The 25,718-nt window shown below is 63.9% G+C and carries 21 protein-coding genes; 9 read left to right on the plus strand and 12 right to left on the minus strand.

The genetic code is table 11. The features are described 5' to 3' along the window. Window positions 1-60: 60 nt before the first annotated feature. From SO140_RS12210 to uraD, 4 genes are all read left to right on the plus strand, one after another. Window positions 61-342, plus strand: a complete 282-nt coding sequence (locus tag SO140_RS12210) for a hypothetical protein (protein WP_449383035.1) — start codon at window positions 61-63, stop codon at window positions 340-342. An 87-nt stretch (window positions 343-429) separates the two neighbouring features. Beyond that, window positions 430-843, plus strand: coding sequence for a DUF3830 family protein (locus tag SO140_RS12215; protein WP_027528380.1), 414 nt, complete (start codon window positions 430-432; stop codon window positions 841-843). A gap of 1 nt (window position 844) precedes the next feature. Continuing rightward, on the plus strand, window positions 845-1,780 hold the full coding sequence (gene puuE / locus SO140_RS12220) for an allantoinase PuuE (RefSeq protein ID WP_449383025.1): 936 nt from the start codon (window positions 845-847) through the stop codon (window positions 1,778-1,780). A gap of 11 nt (window positions 1,781-1,791) precedes the next feature. Further along, on the plus strand, window positions 1,792-2,679 hold the full coding sequence (gene uraD / locus SO140_RS12225) for a 2-oxo-4-hydroxy-4-carboxy-5-ureidoimidazoline decarboxylase (RefSeq protein ID WP_449383036.1): 888 nt from the start codon (window positions 1,792-1,794) through the stop codon (window positions 2,677-2,679). Here the strand turns inward: uraD and SO140_RS12230 are convergent. After that, window positions 2,676-5,402 (minus strand): molybdopterin-dependent oxidoreductase, encoded by a 2,727-nt coding sequence (locus SO140_RS12230; RefSeq protein ID WP_474799032.1) that lies wholly within the window; start codon window positions 5,400-5,402, stop codon window positions 2,676-2,678. The genes uraD and SO140_RS12230 overlap by 4 nt on opposite strands. Next, entirely contained in the window at window positions 5,399-6,226 is an 828-nt protein-coding gene (locus SO140_RS12235) for an FAD binding domain-containing protein (protein ID WP_449383026.1), read from the minus strand. Before SO140_RS12235 ends, SO140_RS12230 begins: the two co-directional genes overlap by 4 nt. Window positions 6,227-6,366: 140 nt before the next feature. On the opposite strand from SO140_RS12235, the gene SO140_RS12240 reads away from it, so the two are divergent. Next, the gene (locus tag SO140_RS12240) at window positions 6,367-7,713 is read left to right on the plus strand and encodes an 8-oxoguanine deaminase (RefSeq protein ID WP_449383027.1); all 1,347 of its coding nucleotides are present in this window, start codon (window positions 6,367-6,369) and stop codon (window positions 7,711-7,713) included. Window positions 7,714-7,822: 109 nt separating this feature from the next. On the opposite strand, the gene SO140_RS12245 is transcribed toward SO140_RS12240, so the two are convergent. The 4 genes from SO140_RS12245 to SO140_RS12260 all read right to left on the minus strand — a co-directional run bounded on the left by SO140_RS12245 (window position 7,823) and on the right by SO140_RS12260 (window position 12,523). Then, window positions 7,823-8,899: a BMP family ABC transporter substrate-binding protein gene (locus SO140_RS12245; RefSeq protein ID WP_449383028.1), complete on the minus strand. Its 1,077-nt coding sequence runs from the start codon at window positions 8,897-8,899 to the stop codon at window positions 7,823-7,825. 73 nt (window positions 8,900-8,972) lie between these two features. After that, window positions 8,973-9,890 (minus strand): ABC transporter permease, encoded by a 918-nt coding sequence (locus SO140_RS12250; RefSeq protein WP_449383029.1) that lies wholly within the window; start codon window positions 9,888-9,890, stop codon window positions 8,973-8,975. Continuing rightward, on the minus strand, window positions 9,877-10,968 hold the full coding sequence (locus SO140_RS12255; protein WP_449383030.1) for an ABC transporter permease: 1,092 nt from the start codon (window positions 10,966-10,968) through the stop codon (window positions 9,877-9,879). Before SO140_RS12255 ends, SO140_RS12250 begins: the two co-directional genes overlap by 14 nt. Further along, window positions 10,952-12,523: an ABC transporter ATP-binding protein gene (locus SO140_RS12260; RefSeq protein WP_449383031.1), complete on the minus strand. Its 1,572-nt coding sequence runs from the start codon at window positions 12,521-12,523 to the stop codon at window positions 10,952-10,954. Before SO140_RS12260 ends, SO140_RS12255 begins: the two co-directional genes overlap by 17 nt. Window positions 12,524-13,091: 568 nt before the next feature. On the opposite strand from SO140_RS12260, the gene SO140_RS12265 reads away from it, so the two are divergent. Beyond that, complete coding sequence (locus SO140_RS12265; RefSeq protein ID WP_449383032.1) at window positions 13,092-14,198, plus strand: hypothetical protein; 1,107 nt, start codon at window positions 13,092-13,094, stop codon at window positions 14,196-14,198. 190 nt (window positions 14,199-14,388) lie between these two features. Here SO140_RS12265 and SO140_RS12270 read toward each other — a convergent pair whose 3' ends face one another. The 6 genes from SO140_RS12270 to SO140_RS12295 are packed head-to-tail and all read right to left on the minus strand — an operon-like array spanning window position 14,389 to window position 20,261. Continuing rightward, entirely contained in the window at window positions 14,389-14,874 is a 486-nt protein-coding gene (locus tag SO140_RS12270) for a nucleoside deaminase (RefSeq protein ID WP_449383033.1), read from the minus strand. Between the two features lie 13 nt (window positions 14,875-14,887). After that, on the minus strand, window positions 14,888-16,420 hold the full coding sequence (locus SO140_RS12275) for an ABC transporter ATP-binding protein (RefSeq protein WP_474799028.1): 1,533 nt from the start codon (window positions 16,418-16,420) through the stop codon (window positions 14,888-14,890). Continuing rightward, window positions 16,417-17,100, minus strand: a complete 684-nt coding sequence (gene biuH / locus SO140_RS12280; RefSeq protein WP_474799026.1) for a biuret amidohydrolase — start codon at window positions 17,098-17,100, stop codon at window positions 16,417-16,419. The genes SO140_RS12275 and biuH overlap by 4 nt, the downstream gene beginning before the upstream one ends. Window positions 17,101-17,111: 11 nt before the next feature. Further along, a complete protein-coding gene (locus SO140_RS12285) occupies window positions 17,112-18,038 on the minus strand; it encodes an ABC transporter permease (protein ID WP_449382044.1) in 927 nt (308 codons plus the stop codon). A gap of 1 nt (window position 18,039) precedes the next feature. Next, window positions 18,040-19,152 (minus strand): ABC transporter permease, encoded by a 1,113-nt coding sequence (locus SO140_RS12290; RefSeq protein ID WP_449382045.1) that lies wholly within the window; start codon window positions 19,150-19,152, stop codon window positions 18,040-18,042. Continuing rightward, on the minus strand, window positions 19,149-20,261 hold the full coding sequence (locus SO140_RS12295; protein WP_449382046.1) for a BMP family ABC transporter substrate-binding protein: 1,113 nt from the start codon (window positions 20,259-20,261) through the stop codon (window positions 19,149-19,151). Before SO140_RS12295 ends, SO140_RS12290 begins: the two co-directional genes overlap by 4 nt. A gap of 406 nt (window positions 20,262-20,667) precedes the next feature. Between SO140_RS12295 and SO140_RS12300 the strand changes: the two genes are divergently transcribed. From SO140_RS12300 to SO140_RS12310, 3 genes are all read left to right on the plus strand, one after another. Then, complete coding sequence (locus tag SO140_RS12300) at window positions 20,668-21,927, plus strand: allantoate amidohydrolase (protein ID WP_449382093.1); 1,260 nt, start codon at window positions 20,668-20,670, stop codon at window positions 21,925-21,927. 98 nt (window positions 21,928-22,025) lie between these two features. Continuing rightward, entirely contained in the window at window positions 22,026-23,399 is a 1,374-nt protein-coding gene (locus SO140_RS12305) for a hypothetical protein (RefSeq protein WP_449382047.1), read from the plus strand. 232 nt (window positions 23,400-23,631) lie between these two features. Next, on the plus strand, window positions 23,632-25,698 hold the full coding sequence (locus tag SO140_RS12310) for an alkaline phosphatase family protein (RefSeq protein WP_449382048.1): 2,067 nt from the start codon (window positions 23,632-23,634) through the stop codon (window positions 25,696-25,698). Window positions 25,699-25,718: the final 20 nt, after the last annotated feature.

Consider the following 25,718-nt stretch of genomic DNA (forward strand, 5'->3'; position numbering starts at 1 on the left):
ATGGACTTGGCGAGCACGATCCGCTTGAATGGGGACCAGTTGATGTATCGAGCCACACCGATGTGGAAATATTTACTGGTCTTGGCGCTGGTGGCCTCGCCCACCGCAGCGCAGATGAAGCAGCCGCCGAAAGCCGCGACGGCGGTGCGCCCCGACCCTTGCGCGCCGGTCGGGCGTACCGCGGACGGCAAGCTGGTCTATTCCATGAAATGCGAGAACCTGCCGGCGCCGTCGTCACCTCCGCCGCAGGCGGAACTGAAGGAGGTGGCCCCGCCGGCGGCCGAGGCTGAGCCGGAAACGCGGCGGAGCGGCATTTTCGGCTGGTCTTATGACCGCAGGTGACGCCCCACTTGCGTTGGTCCTGCTGGGATGCTCTTTGCGTGAAGGTTCCCCGTGGAGGGCCAAAGCCTTCCCACCTAGAGAGATGAGATGAGCAAACTCGTTATTCGCGCCGGCGATTTCACCTTTGATGCCCGCTTCGAGGAGCAACTGGCGCCGAAGACCGTCGCCGCATTCCGTAAAGCCATGCCGTTCGAAAGCCACATCATCCACGTGCGCTGGAGCGGCGAGGGCGTGTGGATGCCGCTCGGCGACCTCGATTTCGGCGTCGGCTACGAGAACCACACCAGCTATCCCGCGCCGGGCCAGATCATCCTCTATCCCGGTGGCATCAGCGAGACCGAGATCCTGCTCGCCTATGGTGGCGTGCACTTTGCAAGCAAGATGGGCCAGCTGGCCGGTAATCACTTCATCACGCTGACGTCGGGTCTTGAGAATCTGGCGACGCTGGGCAAGAGCGTGCTGTGGAAGGGCGCCCTGCCGATCCGCTTCGAGGAAGTCTGAGTTGCCAGAACCCCGCTATCCCCGTGATCTGCGCGGCTATGGCCGCAACCCGCCGCATCCGCATTGGCCGGGCGGGGCCCGCGTCGCGGTGCAGTTCGTCGTCAACTTCGAGGAGGGCGGGGAGAACAACATTCTGCACGGCGACCGCGCCTCGGAAGCGTTCCTGTCCGACGTGCTGGGCGCGCAGCCCTGGCCCGGCCAGCGCCATGCCAACATCGAATCGATGTTCGAATATGGGTCGCGCGCGGGCTTCTGGCGGCTGTGGCGGATGTTCACGATGCGCAAATTGCCGACCACTGTGTTTGGCGTTGCCACGGCGCTGAAACGCAATCCGGAGATCGTCGCCGCGATGCAGGAGGCGGGCTGGGACATCGCCAGCCACAGCCTGAAATGGATCGAGCACAAGGACATGACCGAGGCGCAGGAGCGCGCCGAGATCACTGAGGCCATCCGCGTGCATACCGAGGCGACCGGCGCGCGGCCACTCGGCTGGTACACCGGTCGATCCTCGATCAACACCAACCGGCTGCTGATGGAAGAGGGCGGCTTCCTCTATCTCTGCGACTCCTATGCCGACGATCTGCCCTATTGGGTCAAGGGCTCCGGCCGCAAGCAGCTCATCATCCCCTATACGCTCGACAATAACGACATGCGCTTCATCAACGCGCAGGGCTTTGCGGAGGGCGAGCAGTTCTTCACCTATCTGAGGGATGCCTTCGACGTGCTCTATGCCGAAGGCGAGAGCGCGCCGAAGATGATGTCGGTGGGCCTGCATTGCCGCCTGGTCGGTCGTCCCGGCCGCGCGGCGGGATTGATGCGCTTTCTCGACTATATCGGCGGGCACGAGCACGTTTGGGTGCCGACCCGACTGCAGATCGCGCGTCATTGGCACGATAATCTCGCCCATCTCGCCGACGATGCGTTCGAGATTGGTTGAGGCGGGCGGCGATGTCGCAACTGTCTCTGTCCGATCTCAACGCTGCAAGCAAAGCCGACTTCGTCGCGGCGCTCGCCAACATTTTCGAGCACTCGCCATGGATCGCCGAGCGCGTCGCGGATCAGCGGCCGTTTGCCGGGGTCAATCAGTTGTTCGCGGCGATGACGGCGGCGGTCGAAAGTGCCGTGGCAGAGCTGCGACTCGCGCTGATCAAGGCGCATCCTGATCTCGCCGACAAGACGCAACGTGCGGCAGGTCTTACCGCAGACTCCAATGCCGAGCAGAACAGCGTCGGGCTCGACCGCCTGTCCGACGCCGAATACACGGCGTTCGAACGCGTCAACAATGCCTATCGCGCAAAGTTCGGCATCCCCTATATCGTCTGCGTGCGCCGCCATACCAAGGATTCCATCCTGCGCGATTTCGAGCAGCGGCTGCCGAACGACGCCGAGACCGAGACAGGGCGCTCGATCGCGGAGATCTGCCGCATCGCTGCGTTGCGGCTCGACCAGCACGTAGTCGCCGATGATCGCCTGAAGGTCCACGGCCGGCTCTCGACCCATGTGCTCGACAATCACAGCGGCAAGCCTGCGCCGGGCATCGCGGTCGAGCTTGTCGAGCTCGCTTCTCTCGGCGAGAGCCGCGTCATTGTGCGCGCCGTCACAAATCACGATGGCCGTACCGACCAGCCGCTGATCGGCGGCCGGCCCTTGCCGATCGGCCGCTACGAGCTCCGCTTCAGCGTCGGCAAATATTTTGCCACGCGCGGCGTGCCGATGTCGGACCCGCCGTTCCTCGACGAAATTCCGCTGCGTTTTGCGATCAGCGAGCCCGAGGGCCACTACCACGTGCCGCTGCTGGTCACGCCCTGGAGCTATTCGACCTATCGCGGGAGCTAGGCGCCGAACTTTTCGTGCAGCGCCGGGAATAGCCGGTCTGGCTTGAACGGTGTCGATGTAAAACGAATGCCGGTAGCGTCCGCGATGGCGTTGCCGAGCGCAGCAGCGACCGGGTTGTACGGGCTCTCGCTCATCGACTTCGCGCCCATCGGTCCGATCGTATCGGACGTCTCGGCGAACAGCACTTCCGTGCGCGGCACATCGGCGAAGGAGGGCAGGTGATAGTCGCGGAATTTGGCGTTGATGATGCGCCCCTGCGCGTCGATCACCATCTCCTCATACATTGCCGCCCCCAGAGCCTGCGCTACGCCGCCCTCGACCTGGCCGCGGCATTGCATGGGATTGGCAACGACGCCGGCATCGGCCGCCTGCACGCTCCTGAGAATCTTCAACTCGCCCGAGGCCTTGTTCACCGCCACGCGAAAACCCTGCACGTTGAACGCGACCGAGCGCGGCGTGCCCTGGGAATTGCCGCTCGCCGCGAGCACCTCGTCTTGCTCCTGCGCGTTCCTCGCGAGATCAGCAAAGGAGATCCGCCTGACACCGCTGACGACAGAATTGTCGTCAAGCGTGCAAATCGCGGCATCGCACAGCCATGCCTCGGCGGCCGCCGCCTTCAACATGCTCGCAAGACGCTCCGCCGCCGCCTGCGTTGCCTTGCCGGCGACGAAAATGCCGGCGCTGCCATAGGCGCCGGTGTCGTGGCCGCCATGCGCTGTGTCGGATTGCTTGAGGTCGATGTTGTCGACGGTGGTCGCGAGCGCGCTGGCCGCGATCTGCCGGTGCACCGTGCTGGTGCCGTTACCGAACTCGGCGGTGCCGACGGTGAGATCGAAGCTGCCGTCGCCGTTGAGCGTGATCATCGCGTCCGCGATATGCCCGGCCGGCGGCACGGTGTCGATCATGGTCAGCGCAATGCTCTCGCCGATCAGCCAGTCCGCCGACAAATCCGGTTGAGGCGCATCCGCCTGCATCGCGCGCTCGACCAGATCGAGGCACTGGTCGAGCCCGTAGGAGCCATAGGCGACGTCGTGATATTCCGACGGGGGTGGCGACAGCATGGGATCGCCGGGCCTGACGACGTTGCGGCGGCGGATATCGTATGGGCTGATGCCGAGCTGCCTTGCCAGTTCGTCGATCGCCGACTCGACCGCGAGCAATGCCTGCGGCAGGCCGTAGCCGCGATACGCGCCAGCCGGCACCGTGTTCGTGTAGACGACGACGCCATCGACCCTCTTGTTCGGGCAGTTGTAGACGCTGATGGACTCCCCCACCGCGTGGAACATCACCGCTCCGCCGTGATTGCCGTAAGCTCCGGTATTGGAGAGCAGGTCGAGCTGGAGCGCGGTCAGCCTGCCGTCCGCATCGGCACCGGCCTTGACGCGGACACGCATCGGATGTCGCGTCGAGGTCGCGATGAACTGCTCCTCGCGCGTCAGCTCGAGTTTCACAGGGCGCCCCGTCTTCAGCGCGGCGAGCGCCAAAATGTCCTCGACGAACATCTCCTGCTTGCCGCCAAAGCCGCCGCCGACCCGCGCGCAGAACACGCGCACCTTGTCCATGGGAAGATCGAAAATGTTCGACAGCGCGCGGCGAGTGAGGAACGGCACCTGCGTGCTGGTGCGGACATTGAGGACGCCGGACGCATCGAGCCAGGCCAGGCCGCCATGCGTCTCCAGCGCAGCATGCTGCACGCGCTGGCTAGCGAAAGTTCCCTCGTAACTGACGGCCGAAGCTGCGAACGCCGCCGCAACGTCACCGAACTCGCCATGGATCTCCGCCACGATGTTGCGCTGTGCGTTCGCGACGCGATGTTCGATGCTGCGATCGGGATGCACGAGCGGCGCCCCGAGCGCCATCGCCTGCTCCGGGTCGATCACCGCGGGCAGGATGTCGTAGGCCACCTTCAGCCGGCGGCACGCTTCCTCCGCGGCAGCCTCGCTTTCCGCCACGACGGCGGCGACCTTTTGGCCGATGAAGCGGACGATATCATCGAGGACGCGCGTATCCTCCGGGTCCATCCAGTCCTTCTCGTGCCGCGCGGTCGAGAACAGCCGGTCGGGCACGTCCTCATGGGTCAGCACCGCGTGGACGCCGGGAACGTCCAGCGCGGCCGTCTTGTCGATTGCGACGATCCTCGCATGCGCATGCGGCGAACGCAGGAGCTTGATGTGGAGGAGGCCCTGGATCTCGGTGTCGAAAGTGTAGCGCGCCTCGCCGCGCACGATGTCGGGTCCGGCCGGCGCGGGAAGGCTGCGGCCGAACGCGCCGCCGGCCTCCACGGCATCGTCGACATTGGTCTTGCCGTCGAGCGCATCCGCGATCGCGCGATAGCCGGTGCAGCGGCAGATGTTGCCCTTCAGCGCCGCGCCGAGATCGGTGCGCTGCGCCTGGTTCAGCGACGCGCAGGTCAGGATCATGCCGGCGGTGCAGAAGCCGCATTGAAACCCCTGGGCGTCGAGAAAGGCCTGCTGCATCGGATGCGTGCCGCCGTCGCCGCCAAACCCTTCGATGGTGGTGATCGCGCGGCCCTCGGCGCGGAAGGCCGGGATCAGACAGCTATGCACCGGCTCGCCATCGAGCAGCACCGTGCAGGCGCCGCAATCGCCGGCGTCGCAGCCCTTCTTGACGCCGAAATGGCCGAGCTCGCGCAGGAAGGTTCGAAGGCATTGGCCCGCGCGTGGGTGTTCCGAAAACGGCTTGCCGTTGATCTCGAAGCTCATGGCCGCGCGCCATCCAGCAATTCGCGACGAATCTCCTCGGCAAGGTGCAGCGTCATATGCTTGCGCCAGAACGGCTTGCCGTGGACGTCGTCATGATAGAGGCCGTCGATGATCTCGGTCACGATGGCTGCGCGCAATGCGTTCGCATCGGGCGGCTTCGGGAGGGACAGTCGGATCGGGCGCACGGTCGATGCAGTCACCGTCAGGTTCAGTCCACCATCGTCATCGAGGCTGCCGATCAACAGCGCCGCGGAGCGGCCGACCGGCGTCAGCGAGATCTGGCGGAACGCCGAACGGCGCTTCAGTGCGGATAGGGGGATATCAATCTGCCGCAACAGATCGCCCGGCATCAGGCGGTTGCGCTGATTGCCGGTGATGAAATCGAGAACGGGAAGCTTCTGCTCGCCGCCGCCGGCCTTCCAGATCGTGCAAATGCCGTCGAGTGCTGACGTCAGCGAGATCATTGGACCTGCTGGCAGCGACATGCAGAGATTGCCGCCGACCGTTGCCGTCTTCCAGATCTTGAACGAGGCGAGGAAGGCGCGGCAGCATTGGCTGATCAGCGGTGCGGCGACCCAGTCGAGCGGACAGGTCAGCGCATCGAGCTCTGCGATGGTGCAGGTTGCCGCGATCGTCAGATAGGTGTCGGTGATGGTCAGTGCCGGCCATTTCAGGTCGGTGAGGTCGATCAGGCGGGACAGGTGGGCCTGCGGCTCCGAGAACAGCCAGGTTCCGCCCGCGAGCCAAGCATCACCTGCCGTCCAAACGGGCAGTTGCGCGCGGCTCTCCGGATGGGCCACCGACGTGATGGTATTCAAGTCCATGAGTACGCCAACGCCTTGAATCGGATCGATCGCTTGAAATGGAGTCTTGCAAGTCCGGAGCCAAGTCGCAACAAGGATGCAAGCAACTAACCTTCGCCTTGCGGGCGAGAATGCCGGCCGACGTCAGGAGAAACGGGATCATGGATAACGCAAAGCCGGTCTGGATCAAGGATCCGCTCGCCATCCTCGCCGATGGGGCCGAGCGCGGCATCGTGGTGCAGGATGGGCTGATCGTCGAGCTTGTGCCCGCTGGCGGTAAGCCCGCAGCGGACGCCGCGGTGTTCGAAGCGGGCGAACATGTCGTCCTGCCCGGTCTTATCAATACGCATCACCACTTCTACCAGACGCTGACACGCGCGCTGCCGGCGGCGATGGACCGCGAGTTGTTTCCCTGGCTCAAGGCGCTCTATCCGGTCTGGGCACGGATGACACCGGAGGCACTCCAGCTCGGCGTCACCGTGGCGATGTCGGAGCTGCTGCTGTCGGGCTGCACCACCACGACTGATCATCACTACGTCTTCCCGGCGGGCCTTGAAGATGCGCTCGACATCGAGGTCGCCGTTGCCAAGCGGCTCGGCGTGCGGGTGCTGCTCACGCGCGGTTCGATGAACCTGTCGCAGCGCGACGGCGGCCTGCCGCCTGATAGCGTGGTGCAGGACGAGGACACCATCCTCGCCGACAGCGCGCGGGTGGTCGCAAAGCATCACCAGCGCGGTGCGGATGCGATGGTGCAGATCGCGTTGGCGCCATGCTCGCCATTCTCGGTGACGACGTCGCTGATGCGCGCCACCGCCGATCTCGCCGACAAACTTGATGTTCGCCTGCACACGCATCTTGCCGAGACCGAGGACGAGAACAGGTTTTGCGAACAGATGTATGGCTGCCGCCCGCTCGATTATCTCGAGCAGTGCGGCTGGCTCAATGCGCGGACCTGGCTCGCCCACGGCATCTTCTTCAACGCCGAAGAGATGAAGCGGCTCGGCAAGGCCAAGACCACCATCAGCCACTGCGCCTGCAGCAACCAGCTTCTCGCGTCGGGCTGCTGCCCGGTCTGCGAGATGGAGGACGCCGGCGTCGGCATCGGACTCGGGGTCGATGGCTCGGCCTCCAACGATGCGTCCAATCTGATGCAGGAGGTGCGTTCCGCGTTCCTGCTCCAGCGAGCGCGTTATGGAGTGACGAGGATCAGCCACAAGGACGCGCTGCGCTGGGCGACCAAGGGCTCGGCCGCCTGCGTCGGCCGCCCCGAGCTCGGCGAGATCGCCCTCGGCAAGGCGGCGGATCTGGCGCTGTATCGGCTGGATGAATTGCGCTTCTCGGGCCACGGCGATCCGATTGCGGCAGTCGTGCTCTGCGGCGCGCATCGGGCCGATCGGGTGATGGTCGCGGGCAAATGGGCCGTGGTCGACGGGGCAATCCCGGGGCTGGATATCGCCGATTTGATCCGCCGCCACAGCGCTGCGGCCCGCGCGATGCAGGCAGGTTAGGCAGGTAGGATAGAGAAGAGGGGGCAACCACCATTGCCGGGTATTGGTGGCTACCCCCTCCGAACCTCCTCCGGGAGGAGCAGGTGATTTTAGCAATGCAAGAAGCGTGCTACTTGCCCGGCACCTTGTCGTCGATGCCCTTGACGTAGAAGTTCATGCCGAGGATCTGGCCGTCATCGAGGTGATCGCCGCCCTTGCACTCGACTTCCTTGCCGTCCTGCCCGACGACCGGGCATTTGAACGGATGCAGCTTGCCTGACGTGATCGCGGCTTGGGCATCCTCTGCCATCTTTTTCACGTCGTCGGGCATGTTGGTGTAGGGCGCCATCGCGAACATGTGGCTGTCGAGCCCGCCCCAGGTGTCCTCGGACTTCCAGGTGCCGTCGAGTTCGGCCTTGACGCGCGCGATGTAGTAGGGACCCCAGGTATCGAGGATCGAGGTGAGCTGCGCCTTGGGCCCGAACTTGATCATTTCGGAATCCTGGCCGAAGGCGAGCTTGCCGCGCTCGGCAGCGATCTGCATCGCCGCCGGCGAATCCGTGTGCTGCATGATAACGTCGGCGCCCTGGTCGAGCAGCGCCTTGGCGGCGTCGGCCTCCTTACCCGGATCGAACCAGGTGTTGGCCCAAATGATCTTGACCTTGATGTTCGGGTTGATGGTCTGCGCCGCGAGGATCGTCGCGTTGATGCCGGAGACGACCTCGGGAATCGGGAACGAGCCGATATAGCCGAGCACACCGGTTTTCGACATCTTGGCGGCGATCAGGCCCTGGATGTACCGCCCCTGATACCATTTCGACGAATAGGTCGACATGTTCTTGTCGCGCTTGTAGCCGGTGGCGTGCTCGAAATGCACGTTCGGATATTTCTTCGCGACCTTCAGCGTCGGGTCCATGTAGCCGAAGGACGTGGTGAAGATCAGCTTGTTGCCGGCGCGGACGAGCTGCTCGATGGCGCGCTCGGCGTCCGGGCCCTCGGGAACATTCTCGAGATAGGTAGTCTCGATCTTGTCGCCCAATTCCTTCACGAGCGCCTCGCGCGCCTGCTCGTGCTGATATGTCCAGCCGAGATCGCCAATCGGGCCAAGGTAAATGAAGCCGACCTTCAGCTTGTCGGCAGCGGAGGCGGCGCCAATGCTTCCGGCAAGCAAGAGCCCGGCAGCCAGCGCAAGAAGTGTTTTCCTCATCATCAATCTCCAAACAGTCGGGGAAAGCCACACCGCAACGTGCGCGCCCCATCGCGCACGAAGCGGAAGTCCATCAACGATCGGGCACGAACACGGTGCCGAGCGCGGCCGGCGCGGTCGATCCGCCGGTGCGTGCGCGCGACAAGAGAACCAGGACGATCACGGTTGCCAGATACGGCAGCGCCGACATGAACTGCGAGGGAATGCCAATGCCCCAGCCCTGAGCGTGCAGTTGCAGGATGGTCACCGCGCCGAACAGGTAGGCGCCGACGACGAGGCGCCCCGGCCGCCACGATGAGAACACGACCAGCGCGAGCGCGATCCAGCCGCGGCCAGCAGTCATGCCGGGAATGAAGAACGGCGTGTAGGCGAGCGGCAGATAGGCACCGGCAAGTCCCGCGCAAGCGCCGCCGAACATCACCGCAAGGGTGCGGATGCGCAGCACGGGATAGCCGAGCGCATGCGCGGAGACGTGGTTGTCGCCGCAGGCGCGCAGGATCAGCCCGGCTCGCGTCCGATAGAGGAACCACCATACGCCGACGATCAGCGCGATCGAGAGATAGACGAAGGCATCCTCGCCGAACAGCACGCGGCCGATCAGCGGAATGTCGGTGAGGATGGGAATGTAGAGATGCGGCGCCGGCGTGATGCGCTCGCCGACGAAGCCGGCACCGATCAGGCCCGAGAGCCCGATGCCGAGGATGGTCAGCGCGAGCCCGGTCGCAACCTGATTGACCGCGAGACCGAGCGCCATCAGCGCGAAGACCAACGACATCAACGTACCCGCAATGATGCCGCAGATTGCGCCAATGATGATCGAGCCCGTGAGCCACGCACCCGCAAAGCCGCAGGCCGCGCCCATGATCATCATGCCTTCGACGCCGAGGTTGAGGACGCCGGAACGCTCGGTCACGAGCTCGCCCGTCGCCGCGATCAGCAGCGGCGTCGAGGCGGCAAGCACCGACAGGATGATGGCTTCAACCAGTTCCACGGGCCACCTGACGGTTCGGGAAGACCAGCCGGAAACGGTAGAGGATCAGGGAATCGCAGGCGAGCACGTAGAACAGCAAAATCCCCTGGAAAACCTTGGTGACATCAAGCGGGATCTTCATTGCGATCTGGGCCTGCTCGCCCCCGATGAAGGTCAATGCGAGAAAAAGGCCTGCAATTAATATTCCAATCGGATTCAACCGGCCGAGGAAGGCGACGATGATGGCGGTAAATCCGTAACCGGGCGAGATGCCGGGTTGGAGATGCCCAACCGGGCCGGCAACCTCGATGATGCCGGCAAGACCGGCCAGCGCGCCTGAGACGGCGAAGGTCAGGATGATCAACTGGTTGGCGTTGAAGCCGCCGAACCGCGCCGCGCGCGGCGCAGCGCCGACCACGCGGATCTCGAAGCCCTTGATGGTTCGTCCCAGCAGCACCGCCGCTGCCGCTACGATCAGGAGTGCGATGATCGAGCCGAGATGTAGCCGCCCGCCTTCGATCAGCACCGGGACTGTCGCCACGGGATCGAATTCCGCAGTGGTTGGGAAATTGAAACCGTGCGGATCGCGCCACGGGCCACGGACGAGATAGTCGAGGAAGAGGTCGGCGACATAGACCAGCATCAGGCTGGTCAGGATTTCGCTGGCGCCGAATTTCACCTTGCAGATGGCCGGGATCAGGGCGTAGAGCGCGCCGGCGACGGCACCAAGCAAGAGCATCGCCGGCAGCACCCAGACCCCGGCGTCCGTGCCTTGCGTCTTCACCGCGATCCAGCTTCCGGCGACTGCGCCAATCAGGAACTGGCCCTCGGCGCCAATGTTCCAGGCATTGGCGAGATAGCAGAGCGACAGCCCGATCGCGATCATCACCAGCGGCGTCGCCTTCACCGCGATCTCCTGGAGCGAGTAGCCGTCGGTCAATGGTGCGATGAAGTACGCATGGAGAGCAAGGAGCGGATTCTTGCCGAGGACCGCGAACAGGATGCTCATCGTCACGATCGTCAGGCCGATCGCGATCAGCGGCGAGACCAGCGCGATCGTGTTGGAGCGCTCGGTGCGCTTCTCAAGCACGAGCTGCATGCGCGACCTCCTTCTGGTCCAGGCTGCTGCCGCCCATCAGCAGGCCGAGCTTTTCACGCGTCGCTTCGCTGGCCGAGAGCGGCACCGAGAGCCGGCCGTGGAACATCACCGCGATACGGTCGGCGATCTCGGCGAGCTCGTCGAGATCCTGGCTCGTCACCAGGACGGCCGCGCCGCTGGCGGCGAGATCCAGCAGCGCCTGGCGGATGATGGCAGCCGCGCCTGCATCCACGCCCCAGGTCGGCTGACTCACCACCAGCACGGCCGGGTTGCGCAGGATCTCGCGGCCGACGATGAATTTTTGCAGATTGCCGCCGGAGAGGCTTGCCGCTTCCGGATCGCGCTTGGCCTTGCGTACGTCGAAGGTCTCGGTCGCCTTGTCGACCGTTTTCAACGTCGCCGCCGTATCGATGAAGCCGTGCCTGACCATGCCGCTGGCGGCGTGGCCCGTCAGCAATGCGTTCTCCGACAATCGCATGCGCGGCGCGGTGCCATGGCCGAGCCGCTCTTCGGGCACGAAGGCCGCGCCCAGCTTGCGGCGCTGGGTGATCGACAAATGGCCGGCGGCGATGCCTTCGATCACCACCGTGCCGGGATCCTTCGACAACCTCTCGCCCGACAGGGCGGCGAAAAGCTCGTCCTGGCCGTTGCCAGCGACGCCTGCGATGCCGAGGATCTCACCGCCCTTGAGCTCGAGCGAGATGTGCTCGAGGCGCACGCCGTGCGGCTCGTCGGGCACAAGCGTGAGATCGTTGACGACGAGCCGCGGCACAGTGGTCTGCCTGCCAGTCGCGGCCCTGACCTCCTTGATCTCGCCGCCGACCATCATGCGCGCGAGCGAGGCCGCCGTCTCTTGCCGCGGATTGCAGGTCGCGACCTTCTTGCCACCGCGCAGGATGGTGGCAGTGTCGCACAGCCGCTTCACCTCTTCGAGCTTGTGGCTGATATAGAGGATTGCGCGGCCTTCCGCCTTGAGGCGTTCGAGCACGATGAATAGCTGGTCGGCCTCCTGCGGCGTCAGCACGGCGGTCGGCTCGTCCAGGATCAGGAATTTGGGATTTTGCATCAGGGCGCGCACGATCTCGATGCGCTGCCGCTCGCCGACCGACAATTGCCAGACCTCGCGCTTTGGATCGAGCGGCAGGCCGTAGGTCCTCGAAACCTGTTCCAGCCGCGCCGACATGTCCTTGTAGGACTCCTTGCCGTCGAGCCCGAGCGCGACGTTCTCGGCGACGGTGAGATTCTCGAATAGCGAGAAATGCTGGAACACCATGCCGATGCCGCGGCTGCGGGCTTCCGACGGGCCGGACAGCACGATGCGCTCGCCCTGCCAGCGAATCTCGCCGGCGCTTGGCTGGATCAGGCCGTAGATCGCCTTGACCAGCGTCGACTTGCCGGCGCCGTTCTCGCCAAGCAGGGCGTGGATCTCTCTGGGGAAGATATCAATGTCGATCGAGGCGTTGGCGAGGAAGTCGCCATAGCGCTTGGTGAGCCCGATCGTCTGGAGCAGCGGTGGCTCCCCGGTATGCGGGCTGTTGGGCATCGCGTCTGACATTCGCCGTCACGTGGGTCGAGTAAAGTGCCTCTGCCTCAATAGTGGGCTAGTTTGATCCGCCGCGTAAGTAGCGAAAAAACGTCATGCCTTGCTCAACGCTTCGGCAAACGAGAGGATTCGCCATCCATTCGCGATTCTCGAGCGACAGTTCTAGCGAGTCCGTAGTTATGCGGTAAGTGTCTGTTGCAAATTTGTGACGGTTCAAGCCCAATCGGAACCGCCCTGTGCAGCCTTGATGCCAAGTTGGGCAACCGACGCGTTTCGCTTTGTACGCTTTGCGCAGACGCGGCGACGCCGCGGGTCCGGGCTCAGCGAATCGGTTTTTGCCGCGCACAAAAGGCAAAGAAAAACAATCGGGAAACTCTGGCAGGGGCTCGCGCAACGCGCGCAAGCGAAGCGCGTTGCCGGGCATCGAAGCGAGCGAAAAAGTCCTGATCCTCACGCGCCTTCTGCCGAAACCTGCAGCAGGCGCTGAAACAAGTTGAGGCTTCTCACCTCCAGGGAACGGCGCAAGTGTCGCACCCGACGGGGCTTGATTTCTAAAGCTTCAATTTTGGGGGTGTTCAGGATGTCGTTTCGTTTCACGGCAATTGCAGCAACGGCGCTGTCTCTTGCTACGCTAGCCACCGGCGGCTTGGCTCACGCGGCGGACCTTCCAGTCAAGGCCGCCAAGAAGACAACGGACCTTCCGTTCTTCCTGGTGATCGACGACCGGGTGTCGTTCTCGTATATGCCGAAGGGCACCGACCCCGGCATGTGGAGCGTGCGCCCGGATGGTTCGATCGACGGCAAGACGCCCAAGCAGGTCTACTCCTTCACCCACTTCGATCTCTGGGCCTACGGCACCAACTTCTTCACCATCTCGATGTTCAAGTCGGGTCATAACGACCCCGCCAGCCCTTGCGTTGCGCCCGGCGTGACCATCACCGGCGGCGCTGCCGACTGCGCCGGCGCGACCGAGATCTACGGCCTGTTCCGCTCGACCTTCGGCTGGAACGAACTATTCAACACCAAGGCCTTCACCGCCGGCCCGCTGCACAACGTCTCGTTCGAAGTCGGTATGGACGGCAACACCGAGAACAACTTCCTTGCGCCCGCCAAGCGCGACGTCGTCGCCGGTCTGCAGTTTGCCTTCGATCTTCCCTACAAGGGCTACATCAACGTCGCGCCCTTGATGTACTGGGAGTTCTCGAACCACAACGCCTTCACCCAGTGCGGCCTGTTCGTCGCCGGGCCTGCGGGCGTCGTCTGTAACTCGGACGGCAATGTCAGCTACAATCCGACCTGGGCGGTCGAAATCAACTATTACATGGACCTCGGCTTCCTGCCGCCGAACATGCAGTACTGGTCGATCAGCGGCCGTGCCGGATGGTATGGACCAAAGGGCGACTCGAACGGCCTTCCTGCGCTCTCGGGCGTCGGCCGGTTCTCCACCGCGTCCAAGACCGAGCTGAACAGCGAACCGATCCGCCTGACCTTCGACGCCTCGAAGGCGGCGTGGGGTGACAAGTACTCGCACTTCGTCGATCTCTGGGTCGCCTATCGCTACTGGGAGAACAAGTTCGGCCTCGATCACAACGCCATGCCCGGCGTCTGCACCGTCGCCGCCACCGGCCAGAGCACCAAGAGCTGCACCGAGTCCACGGTCTATGGCGGTGTCACTGTGAAGTTCTGATCGGTTGAAGTCTTCCAAGGTTCGGATGGCGCCGTGCAGGAATGCGCGGCGCCATTTGGGGGTTTTGGCGGAGAATCATAGGGTGGGCAAAGCGAAGCGTGCCCACCACTTCTGCTCTATTGCATTCAGATGGTGGGCACGGCGCGAGGGCGCCTTTGCCCACCCTACGAGTCCGAGTTTGTGGAGATTGCTACCTCGTCCACACGCCGTCGTGCAGGGCTTCGGCTTCGTTTTCCAGGAGCGGGCCGACGACCTCGGTTCGCCGCTGGCCGCTGACAAAGACCTCGCGGCAGGGCAGATCGAGGGTCGGGTTCTCCGGGTGGTTGCCGGTGACGCCGCGCAGGCGGTGTTCGCTGAGCCCATAGACCACGCGGCCGATGCCGGCCCAGTAGATCGCGCCGGCGCACATCGCGCAGGGCTCGGCGGAGGAGTAGAGCGTCGCCTTGGCGAGCACCTCACGACCCAGCGTCCGGCAGGCCTGCGTGGCGGCGAGGCGCTCGGCATGCGCGGTGCCGTCATGGTCCGGCATGTAGCCGTTTTCGGCCTCGATCAACACCTTGCCGTCCGCGTCGACCACGAGGCAGCCGAACGGGTGGTTGCCATGGGTGAGGGAGCGGCGAGCTACCTCAAACGACAGGCGCAAGAAGTGCTCGTCGCGTTCCGATGCGCCGCTCATCGCTGCTCCGCTGTTAGTGTCCCGCCATGTGACGGCCGACCACGGTGAGGTCGGCTTCGCTGGTCCGTGCTTCATACACGAATTCGCCGTGGAACATCACAACCAACCGGTCGGACAGCTCGAGCAATTCGTCGAGATCCTCGCTGACCAGCAGAACCGCCGCGCCGCGATTGCGCGCGGCCATGATCTCGGCGTGGATTTGCGCCACCGCCGCGAAATCGAGGCCGAAGCAGGGATTGGCCGCGATCAGCACTTCGACGTCGCCGCCGAGCTCGCGCGCCAGCACCGCGCGCTGCACATTGCCGCCTGACAGCGCCGAGATCGGCGTCTCCGGCGTGCGCGTCTTGATCTTGTATTGCGCGATCTTCTTTCGGGCGTCGTCGCGGAATGCGCCGCGATTGAGCCACCAGCCGAGGCTCGCAAAGGGCGCGCGGTCGAATTCGCGGAAGGCGATATTGTCGGCGACGCTCATGCCGCCGACGCAGGCGTTCTTGAGCGGTTCCTCCGGCAATAGTGACATCTTGTGCTGGCGCATCTCCTCGCGGCGTGCGTGATAGGGATCGCCGGCGACGCGGATTTCGCCGCTCTCGGCGTCGCGCTGGCCGGCCAGCACCTCGACGAGCTGGCGCTGGCCGTTGCCGGAGACACCGGCGATACCGACGATCTCGCCGGCGCGTACCGTAAGGGAAACGTCGTGCACTGCGATCGCGCCGGCATCGTCGCGTGCGCGGACCTTTGCCAGCTCCAGCCGCGCCTGGCCTGTTTCGCCGGTGCGCGGCGGCTGCACGGTCAACTCTTCGGCGCCGATCATGGTGCGCGCCATGGCGTCGGGCGTGAGCTCGGCAACCTTGCCTTGGCCGGCGAGCTTGCCGCGCCGCAGGATCGTCACCTCGTCGGCGAACGCCATGACCTCGCGGAACTTGTGCGTGATCATCAGGATCGTCAGCTCGCCCCTGACCACCATGTCGCGGAGCATGCCGAGTACCTCGTCGGCTTCGGCCGGCGTCAGTACGGAGGTCGGCTCGTCCAGGATCAGGAAGCGCCGCTTCAGATAGAGCTGCTTGAGAATCTCGCATTTTTGCCGCTCGCCGGCGGAGATGTCGGAGACTTTTGCGTTGAGCGGCACCTTGAACGGCATCCGCGCCAGAAACGCTTCAAGTTCCTTCTTCTCCTTACTCCAATCCACCACTGCCGGAACGTCGTCGCGCGCGAGCACGAGATTCTCGGCAACCGTCATCGCCGGCACGAGGGTAAAATGCTGGTAGACCATGCCGAGCCCGAGCGCGTGGGCATCCCTGGGATTGCCGATCGCCTGCTGGCGGCCGCCGATCAGGATGTCGCCTTCGGTGGCGTGGTAGTAGCCCATGATGCATTTGACGAGCGTCGACTTGCCCGCGCCGTTCTCGCCGAGCAGCGCGTGGAAGGAGCCGGGACGCACCTTAAGCTCCGCCTTGTCCAGCGCCAGGAAATCGCCGAAGCGCATGGTCATGGCGAGGGCATCGACGCCGAAGGCGCCGCTAGGCGGAGGTATTTCGCCGATGATCACGAGATCACCCCGATGAAGGCGTCAGATGTCGCGACCGCGCCGAACACGCCGCCCTGCATCTTGATCATCTTCAGCGCATGGTCATGGTTGCCCTTGTCGGTCGCGCCGCAGCAATCGTGCAGCAGCACGCATTCGAAACCGCGGTCGTTGGCCTCGCGCATGGTGGTGTGGACGCAGACGTCGGTGGTGATGCCCGTCAGCACGATGTTGTCGATGCCGCGCACGCGCAGGATCAGCTCGAGATCGGTGGCGCAGAACGAGCCCTTGCCGGGCTTGTCGATGATGGGCTCACCCGCCATCGGCGCCAGCTCGGGGATGATCTCCCAGCCGGGTTCGCCGCGCACGAGGATACGGCCGCATGGGCCGGGGTCGCCGATCCCGGCGCCGATCTGCCGCGAGCGCCAGCGCTTGTTGGCGGGCAGATCAGAGAGATCGGGCCGATGGCCTTCACGGGTATGTATGACGTGGAATCCCTGCTTGCGCATCACTGCGAGCAGCTTCTTGAGCGGCTCGATCGGCGCTCGCGTCAGCGACAGGTCGTAGCCCATCTTGTCGACATAGCCGCCGACGCCGCAGAAATCGGTCTGCATGTCGATGATGATCAGCGCCGTGTTCTCGGGGCGCAGATCGCCGTTATAGGGCCAGGCGTAGGGCTCGGACTTGATGTGACGCTCGGGCATGAGTTCGCTTCCTAGCGGGTAATCGATAGTTCAGCCGGCGCGCCCGTCAGCGTGCGCTTCGGCGAGCAGGTGATGATCATGATCGCCAGCGTCAGGATGTAGGGCGCGGCGTTGAAGAGGTGATAGCCGGAGGTGACGCCGACCGATTGCAGCGCGGGGCCGAGCGCCGCGGCGCCGCCGAAGGCGAGCGAGGCCCACAGGCACAGCATCGGATCCCAGCGCGCGAAGATCACGAGCGCAACCGCCGTGATGCCCTGGCCGGAGGAGAGGCCCTCGTTCCAGCTTCCGGGATAGAACAGCGACAGGAACGAGCCGCCGATGCCGGCGAGGAAGCCGCCGACCATGGTGGCGCGCAGCCGGATCAGGAGCACGGAATGGCCCATCGCGCGCGCCGCATCCGAGCTTTCGCCGGCGGTGCGGATGAGGAGGCCCCAGCGCGTGGTGCGGAAGGCCCAGTAGAGGATCGGCGCAAGCGCGACGCCGATCAGGAACATGACGTTGATGCGCAGTGCCGCGCGCACCTGAGGGATGTCGCTCCACCAGCCGAAGTCGATTGCGGGCAGCCGCGGCGCGGTCGGCTCGATCAGCGGCTTGCCGAGATAGAAGGCGAGGCCGGTACCGAACAGCATCAGCGCAATGCCGACCGCAATGTCGTTGACGCGCGGCAGCGAGCAGATGCCGGCATGCAGTGCGCCAAGCAATGCGCCGGTGACGCCGGCTGCAAGGACGCCGAGCCACGGCGAGCCGGAGAGATAGGAAATGCCATAGGCGCTCATCGCGCCCATGACCAGCGTGCCTTCGAGGCCGAGGTTGATGCGGCCGGAACGCTCGGTGATGCATTCGCCCAGGCTCACGAACAGGAAGGGAGTGGAGACGCGAATGGCGCCGCCGAACACGGCGAGCGGCACGGTCCAGAGTCCGATCGAGGCATCTGCCATCTCAGGACTTCTCCTTGAGAAAACCGATGCGGCCGTAAAGCGCATCGCTTGCCAGCACGAAAACGAAAATGATGCCTTGCAACACCAGCACGGACGCATCGGGCAGCCCCAGGCGGCGTTGCAACAACCCGCCGCTGGCGCTGATGCCGCCGAGCAGGATCGCCACTGGAATGATCGCAAGCGGATTTTGCCGCGCGAGGAAGGCGACCAGTATGCCGGTGAAGCCATAGCCCGCGGCGAGATTGGCGTTGGCGCGGCCCTGCACGGCCGCGACCTCGACCATGCCGGCGAGCCCCGCCGCGCCGCCGGCGAGGAAGCAGATTATGAGGATGAGCTTGTTGACGCCGAGTCCAACGATCTTTGCGGCCCGGATGTTGCCGCCGGCAACTCGCGCGGCGAAGCCGAACACGGTGTGGTAGATCAGGATGTAAGCGGCGATTGCGGCAGCCAGGCCGAAGACAAGGCCCCAATGCACGTCGGTGCCGGGGATGCTGCCGATCATGTTGACAGCGCCGATCTCACGCGTCGACGGCTTGTTGAGGCTTGCGGGATCCCGCATCACGCCTTCGACGAGATGGTTGAGGATGGCGAGTGCGATATAGACGAGCAACAGGCTCGAGATCGTCTCGTTGACGCCGCGATATTGCCGCAGCGCGCCGGACAGCATGATCCACAGTCCGCCGCCGATCACGCCGGCGCAGACCATCGCAATCTGGACCACGAGCGGCGGTAGGCCTTGCAACGCCAGTGCCGCGCTGGTTGCCGAGAGCGCGCCGATCAGCAGCGCCCCCTCGCCGCCGATGATGACCATGCCGAGCTGCGCGGGCAGCGCTGTGCAGAGCGCGGTGAGGATGAGCGGTGCTGCGCGTGTCAGCGTGTTCTGCCAGGAGAACCAGGTGCCGAACGCGCCCTGGTACATGTAGAAATAGAGGTCGAGCGGGTTCTTGCCGAACAGCGCGACGAAAATGCCGAACACCGCGAGCGCGCCGACCAGCGCCGCGCCTGGGATCAAGATGTACTCAATGCTCGCGCCGTGGCGCTGGAGGAAGCCCGCGTCAGCGACCGGGGCGACGGCCCCGACCGCACCGACGGGATCCGCCGCTTCCGTTGTCACGAAGTCGCTCCGATCACGCCTTCGACGAGGTAGTCCATCTTCTCGAGTTCGGGATCCTTCTGGCCGCGCTCGGTGCCGGCGGCAATTACTGTCTTGCCCTTGTTGTCGAGCAAGCCGCCCTTGAAGATGGCAAACCCGTCCGCAGACAGGAATTTGGCCTTGGCCTCCTCGGCCGCTTTGCGTGCCTCGGCCGACACCGCTTCGCCATAGGCAGATACCTTCACGATCTCTTCTTTCAGACCGCCGCGGTAGAAGTTCGGGATCTCTTCGCCGGCGGCGATCATCTTGACGAACTTCGGATAGAGCGCCTCCCAATTCCACTCGGCGCCGGTGAGATACGCCTTCGGCGCCAGCGCCGACTGGTTGCAGTGATAGCCGCAGACCATTGCGCCGCGGCGCGCGGCGTTCTCGACCATGGTCTTGGGACCGTCGACGTGACAGGTCAGGACGTCGACGCCCTGGTCGATCAGGCTGTTGGTGGCCTCGGCCTCCTTGACCGGCATCGACCAGTCGCCGGTGAAGATCACCTGCGTGGTGGCCTTCGCATTGACGGACCTGGCGCCAAGCGTGAAGGCGTTGATGTTGCGCAGCACCTGGGGGATTGGCTTGGCTGCGACGAAGCCGAGCTTGCTACTCTTCGAAGTCAAGCCAGCGACGATACCGGAAATGTATTGGGCTTCGTCGATATAACCAAAATAACTACCGGCGTTCTTCGGATCCTTGTCGGTCCAGAGGCCGCCGCAGTGCTCGAAGCGCAGCTTCGGGTACTTGGTCGCCATCTTGATCATGTGCGGGCTGTAGTAACCGAACGAGGTCGGGAAGAGCAGGGTAGCGCCATCGAGATTGATCATGGACTCGATGGTCTTCTCGACCGCATCGGTCTCCGGTACCTTCTCTTCCTCGACCACCTTCAGGCCCGGTATCTTCTTCAGCGCCGCCGCGCCCTGCGCGTGCGCCTGGTTGTAGCCATAGTCGTCGCGCGAGCCGACATAGATGAAGCCGATCGTCGTCTCGGCCGCGAAAGCCGGGCGGACACCGACTGCCGCTCCCAAGGAGAGCGCCGCGCCACCCTGCAACAAATGCCGTCGTGAAATCCTGCCAAGATCCATTGGATGCTCCCTTTGGCGGTGGTCCGCCCCTCTCTCGCGGCCACCGCCAGTCGGGGGCAGCCGGAATACGATGTCGCAAGCTTCGTGCCAGAGGTTATTGAGCAAGCAGGAGCGATTAACCCGTTATAAAATAAAGGCTTTGTTCCGGGGTCGAATCTTGGGCAGATGCCTTGGAGGCTAAATTATAGGCAGTATCACGACATTGTATGCAATGTAGTTAAGCAGTCTTAACTGACTTCCCTTCGACTATCCGTCTGCCGGATGGCGCTGTCGGCGCTGCATTCATGCTAACCAATCCGCGAGTCGGGCCATGCGCGCGAGGCGCGCTCCGGCACCGAACTTGTATCGATGGTCGTCGGGCCTCGCTTGAGAGGTTGCGGCCCGGAGGATGGAAAGTTTGAGCGAGATGGCTCCTGGTATCGCCGTTCAAAATGGCTCGCTCGGCGAAGGGATCGTGCGTCGCATCAACGAGCTCGGGGTCATCTCGGAGGACGCGGACAAGCTCACGCGGATCTATCTCACCAAGGAATTGCGCACCGCTACCGATCTCATCCTCGGCTGGATGCGCGAGGCTGGCATGCGCGCGCATCTCGATGCGATCGGCAATGTCTGCGGTCGCTACGAAGGCGAACGGCCGGGTTTGCCATGCCTGATGCTGGGCTCGCATTACGACACTGTGCGCGATGCCGGCAAATGGGACGGTCCCCTGGGTGTGATCACCGCGATTGCCTGCGTGGCGGAGCTGAACCGGCGCGGCAAACGCCTGCCGTTCGCGATCGAGGTCATCGGCTTTGCCGACGAGGAGGGCGTGCGGTTTGCGTCGACGCTGCTCGGCAGCCGCGCGGTCGCCGGCACGTTCGATGAGAGCGTGTTGAACACGCGCGACCGCGACGGCGTCTCGATGCGCGATGCGCTCGTGCAGTTCGGTCTCGATCCCGACCACATCGGCGCGGCCGCGCGGACGCGGCGGGAGCTGCTGGGCTATTTCGAGCTGCACATCGAGCAGGGACCGGTGCTGGAAGCACAAAATCTCCCAGTCGGCGTCGTCACCGCGATCGCCGGCGCGACGCGGCTCGCCGCGCGGCTGACCGGCATGGCCGGCCACGCCGGCACCGTGCCGATGGCGCTTCGCCGCGACGCGCTGACCGGGGCGGCCGAATGCATCGCCGCGATCGAGCAGTTCTGCCGCACCGATGAGGGCGGGCTCGTCGGCACCGTCGGCTACATCCACGCAAAACCCGGCGCGACCAACGTCATTCCCGGCGAAGTTTCGTTCACCATCGACATGCGCGCGCCGACCGACATGCACCGCAAGCGCGCGGTCGCCGACGTCGTCCGCCAGATCGAGGCGATCGCCAAGCGCCGGCAGCTTGCGCTCCAGCTCGACGTCACTCATGAGAACCGCACCGCGCCCTGCGCGCCCTGGCTGAAGGACCAGATCGCGCAGGCGATCGCAGCGGAAGGTTTTGGTGTGTTCGAGCTGCCGAGTGGAGCAGGACACGACGGTATGGCGATGATCGACATTGCCGACGTCGGCATGATCTTCGTCCGCTGCCGCGGCGGCGTCAGCCACCATCCGGACGAGCATGTCGAACTTGCCGATGCTGATGCCGGCGCGCGGGTGCTACTCAGGGTGATCGAGAATTTTCGGCCGCGGGAGGGGTAGGCCCGCTCCCGCAAGTCACCGGATGGAGACACGAATCAGACAGGGCTAGAATAATGGCCGCCCCCACCGGGATCACGAGACATCATTCGACAACGCATATGAATAGCGACATCTCTTTTCCATCCCATCGCGCAAACCGCTTTTATCAGGGACTGACCGCGACCGTTGTCGCCAACGCTCTTCAGGCGATGAATTTTCTCGGTGACCGCTTCCTGAGGAAGTCGCATCATTCGTTGTCGGCCATCGAGGATCTTTACCGGCACTCGATGGACAGTGCCTTTTCGGTGACGGAGTCCTTTCTTGTCACTGGCGCGCCGCACGCATCCGCTTACTACCCGCGTGACTTCGCCTGGTTCTATCCCGACGTCCTCGATCCCGAGACCATCATGGATGCGCAGGACGCGGTCCGGCGGGCACGGTTGCTCGAAAAGAGCGTCCGTCTCTTGCTGGAGGCGGTTCGCGCCGACGTCGTCACGACGACCATCGTTCCTGCGGGGCGTGCGCGGTATCTCGGCGTGAACTATTTCTCGCGGCCCTCGGACACGCTGCTCGGCATTCTTGCGGGTCTTCAGCAGATGCTCTCTGCCGAGGAGAGGGCGTCGTCTTATCTGGCAATGTCCCAATGCGCTCATGCCGGCCGTCTGTTGCTGGCCGAATATGGCGCCGACCTGAAACGGGCGATCTTGCACCTCGCAAGCGAGCTTGAGCCGTTCAACGATGACGGAGCCGGTCATTTGCTGTGCGACGTCGGCGCCCCTCGTTCCGCGGCAACGGACACGCGCGCCGAACGCAGGCGTTTCGTCACCAACGCCTGCGTCTATACGACCTTCGTGTGGGGCGTGCAGCTCGGCGTCGTCGACGAGAGCGAACTGAAGGCGCTGCTCGGACGTGAGCTCGCACAGTACAAGAAGGAGCTGCTCAGCCTGTTCGGCAAAGACGGTTATATCAGGCACTCCCTGGACGACCCGGCGGGCTCGCCGGCGTCCTCCGTCGCGCTGGATTTCGTCAGTGTGCATCGCGGATTCTGGGACCTGAGCGAGGCGAGCGAACGTGTGCTGTTTGCGGCCACGACGGATCTGGTTATTGCCGAACCTCGCTTTCGCATCCCGAGCACGTTCCACTTCCTGGTGTCTGCGGATAATCCGCGCAACAAGATGATCCACAAGATTGCGGCGCCCGCCTACCAGGGACGTTCCTCGTGGCCAACATTCAATGTCGAATTTGCCGATCGCATGCTGGACTACGATCAGCACGCGGGGAGCGATACTTATCGGTCCTACGCCCAGGGGATATTGAAGGACATTCGCACTGCGACCGAGCTCCATGGCGGTTATCAGGAATTGATCTCGGAATCAGGGCTGAAATACCGTACCTGGGCCTACAAGGGAGCCGTAGCGCACTCTTGGTTTCCCCGCTTCCTGTCCGTCTGGAGCAGGGCGTTCGGAACGCCCTTGCTGCATTGGGGCGACTGACCGGCGCTCGCGCGCCGATGGAACGTCGCGGGAAATCGCCGACAAGTCGTTGATCGCAATCCACAAGCCCCCCGCGCACGTCGCGCCGGTTGCGACAATTGGCCTCTGCACGTCGTCACAATCCCGTAACGGAAGTGATATGTCCGCGCAGCACGTCTGACAACTGCGCACCTTAGCCTGACATGTGTTGAAACAATTCTCTGCATTCAGGAAACGAACAGAGGGGCGTGCAATGCTTTCGAAAATGACACGACGACTACGCGATCGCACCGTGGTCACGGCTGGGATCCTGGCGCTGATGGGATGTGACGTCTATGCGATGGACAACAACGCTCTCGGTGGCAACAACAAGAATGGCGAGCGAACCGAGACGCCGATCAAGCATGTCATTGTAATCCTTGGCGAGAACCGCACTTTCGACCACGTGTTCGCCACCTATGAGCCGCGCCCGGGCGAGCGGGTCGACAATCTTCTTTCCAAGGGCATTATCACCAAGGACGGAATCCCCGGTCCGAACTACGCCAAGGCGTCGCAGTCCTCCGCCGTCGTCAACAACACCTTCTCCATCAACCCCGGCCAGAAGACGCCATACAACCACACGACCAACAAGGTGCAGGCGCCGGGAACCTCTTACGCGCCGCAATCCTGCTACACTTCAGTCGATCAAGCCGCGCTCAACGGTCCGGGCTGCCTCACCACGCTGCAACTCGCGGCCCAGGCCGACTATGGTTTGAGGAAACAGGACCTGCCGCTGCTGACCACCGGTGCGACGGGGCTCCCCGGCAGTTCGCCGGACTCGCGCATCGTGGATTTCGACAATCTGCCCAACGGCCCCTACCCATTGGTCACCCTCCCGCAAGGTGACGAAATTCCGGTAAGCCTCTACAAGACCTACGGCGGCAGCCCGGTGCACCGTTTCTACCAGATGTGGCAGCAGCTCGACTGCGATGTCAGCAAAGCCACTCACCACAATCCAAGTGGATGCCAGTCCGACCTGTTCACCTGGGTCGAAGAGACGGTCTCTTCGGGCAGCAACGGCAATCCCACGCCGAAGCCGCTCAAGGAAGGTGATATCGCGCTCGGCTTCTACAACGTCGCCCGGGGTGATGCGCCCTATTTGACGGAGCTTGCCCGCAAGTACACGCTCAGCGACAATTTCCATCAGGCCGTGATGGGCGGCACCTTCGCCAATCACATGGCGCTCGGCTATGCCGACGCGCTCTACTACGCCGACGACAAGGGCGATCCCGCGAAGCCGGATCACGTCCTGGTCCCCGGCTCCAATCCGCCGCAATATGTCAACGAGATCGAGAACCCGAACCCCGCGCCGGGCACCAACAACTGGTATCTCAATGACGGCTATGGCGGCGGCAGCTATTCGAACTGCTCCGATCCGAACCAGCCGGGCGTCGGTCCGATCGTGACCTACCTCAACGCGATTCACGTGTCGCCGCGCTGCGCGCCGAACGCCTACTATCTCCTGAACAACTATGTTCCGTCCTATATCGGCAGCGGCGCCACCGATCCGATCAACAACGGACCGTTCACGCTGCCGCCAGTGATCAAGCAACGGCACATCGGCGATGCGCTGACGCAGGCGGACGTCTCCTGGGCCTATTTCGGCGAGCGCTGGAACGACTTCAAGACCGCGCCGGGCGAAGGCACCAATTTCGGCGCACTTGATCCGGTCGCCTATCTCTATTGCAATATCTGCAACCCCTTCCTCTATTCGTCCTCCGTCATGACCAACAAGACAGCGCGCGATGCGCATCTGAAGGATACGCTCGATCTGTACGATGCGATCGCCAACGGCAATTTGCCGGCCGTGTCCATCGTCAAGCCGAGCACCTTCAACGACGGTCATCCGTCGTCGTCCCGGCTCGACCTCTTCGAGTCCTTCACCAAGAAGATCGTCGACCAGGTGAAGTCCAACAAGGAGCTGTGGAAGTCGACCGCTATCGTCATCACCATGGACGAGGGGGGCGGCTACTACGACTCCGGCTACGTGCAGCCGGTCGACTTCTTCGGCGACGGCACGCGCATCCCGCTTTGGGTGGTCTCGAAATATTCCCGCGGCGGGCACGTCTCGCATGAATACGGCGATCACGTCTCGATCACCAAGTTCATCGAGCGCAACTGGCACTTGAAGCCGCTGGGGCCGAAGACGCGCGATACGCTGCCCAATCCAGTGGCATCGGACGACAATCCCTACGTTCCGACCAACCGGCCGGCGATCGGCGATCTCTTCGGCAACTTCAACTTCGCCGATCGACACGACGACGATCGCGACGATGATTGATCTCGGCCGATAGCCTTCAT

The organism is Bradyrhizobium sp. UFLA05-108 (assembly GCF_059803455.1).

Coding starts and splice junctions, on each gene's coding strand:
- SO140_RS12210 (WP_449383035.1), top strand. CDS start 61: ATGTGGAAATATTTACTGGTCTTGGCGCTGGTGGCCTCGCCCACCGCA.
- SO140_RS12215 (WP_027528380.1), top strand. CDS start 430: ATGAGCAAACTCGTTATTCGCGCCGGCGATTTCACCTTTGATGCCCGC.
- uraD (WP_449383036.1), top strand. CDS start 1,792: ATGTCGCAACTGTCTCTGTCCGATCTCAACGCTGCAAGCAAAGCCGAC.
- SO140_RS12230 (WP_474799032.1), bottom strand. CDS start 5,402: ATGAGCTTCGAGATCAACGGCAAGCCGTTTTCGGAACACCCACGCGCG.
- SO140_RS12235 (WP_449383026.1), bottom strand. CDS start 6,226: ATGGACTTGAATACCATCACGTCGGTGGCCCATCCGGAGAGCCGCGCG.
- SO140_RS12240 (WP_449383027.1), top strand. CDS start 6,367: ATGGATAACGCAAAGCCGGTCTGGATCAAGGATCCGCTCGCCATCCTC.
- SO140_RS12245 (WP_449383028.1), bottom strand. CDS start 8,899: ATGAGGAAAACACTTCTTGCGCTGGCTGCCGGGCTCTTGCTTGCCGGA.
- SO140_RS12255 (WP_449383030.1), bottom strand. CDS start 10,968: ATGCAGCTCGTGCTTGAGAAGCGCACCGAGCGCTCCAACACGATCGCG.
- SO140_RS12260 (WP_449383031.1), bottom strand. CDS start 12,523: ATGTCAGACGCGATGCCCAACAGCCCGCATACCGGGGAGCCACCGCTG.
- SO140_RS12265 (WP_449383032.1), top strand. CDS start 13,092: ATGTCGTTTCGTTTCACGGCAATTGCAGCAACGGCGCTGTCTCTTGCT.
- SO140_RS12270 (WP_449383033.1), bottom strand. CDS start 14,874: ATGAGCGGCGCATCGGAACGCGACGAGCACTTCTTGCGCCTGTCGTTT.
- biuH (WP_474799026.1), bottom strand. CDS start 17,100: ATGCCCGAGCGTCACATCAAGTCCGAGCCCTACGCCTGGCCCTATAAC.
- SO140_RS12285 (WP_449382044.1), bottom strand. CDS start 18,038: ATGGCAGATGCCTCGATCGGACTCTGGACCGTGCCGCTCGCCGTGTTC.
- SO140_RS12295 (WP_449382046.1), bottom strand. CDS start 20,261: ATGGATCTTGGCAGGATTTCACGACGGCATTTGTTGCAGGGTGGCGCG.
- SO140_RS12300 (WP_449382093.1), top strand. CDS start 20,668: ATGGCTCCTGGTATCGCCGTTCAAAATGGCTCGCTCGGCGAAGGGATC.
- SO140_RS12305 (WP_449382047.1), top strand. CDS start 22,026: ATGAATAGCGACATCTCTTTTCCATCCCATCGCGCAAACCGCTTTTAT.
- SO140_RS12310 (WP_449382048.1), top strand. CDS start 23,632: ATGCTTTCGAAAATGACACGACGACTACGCGATCGCACCGTGGTCACG.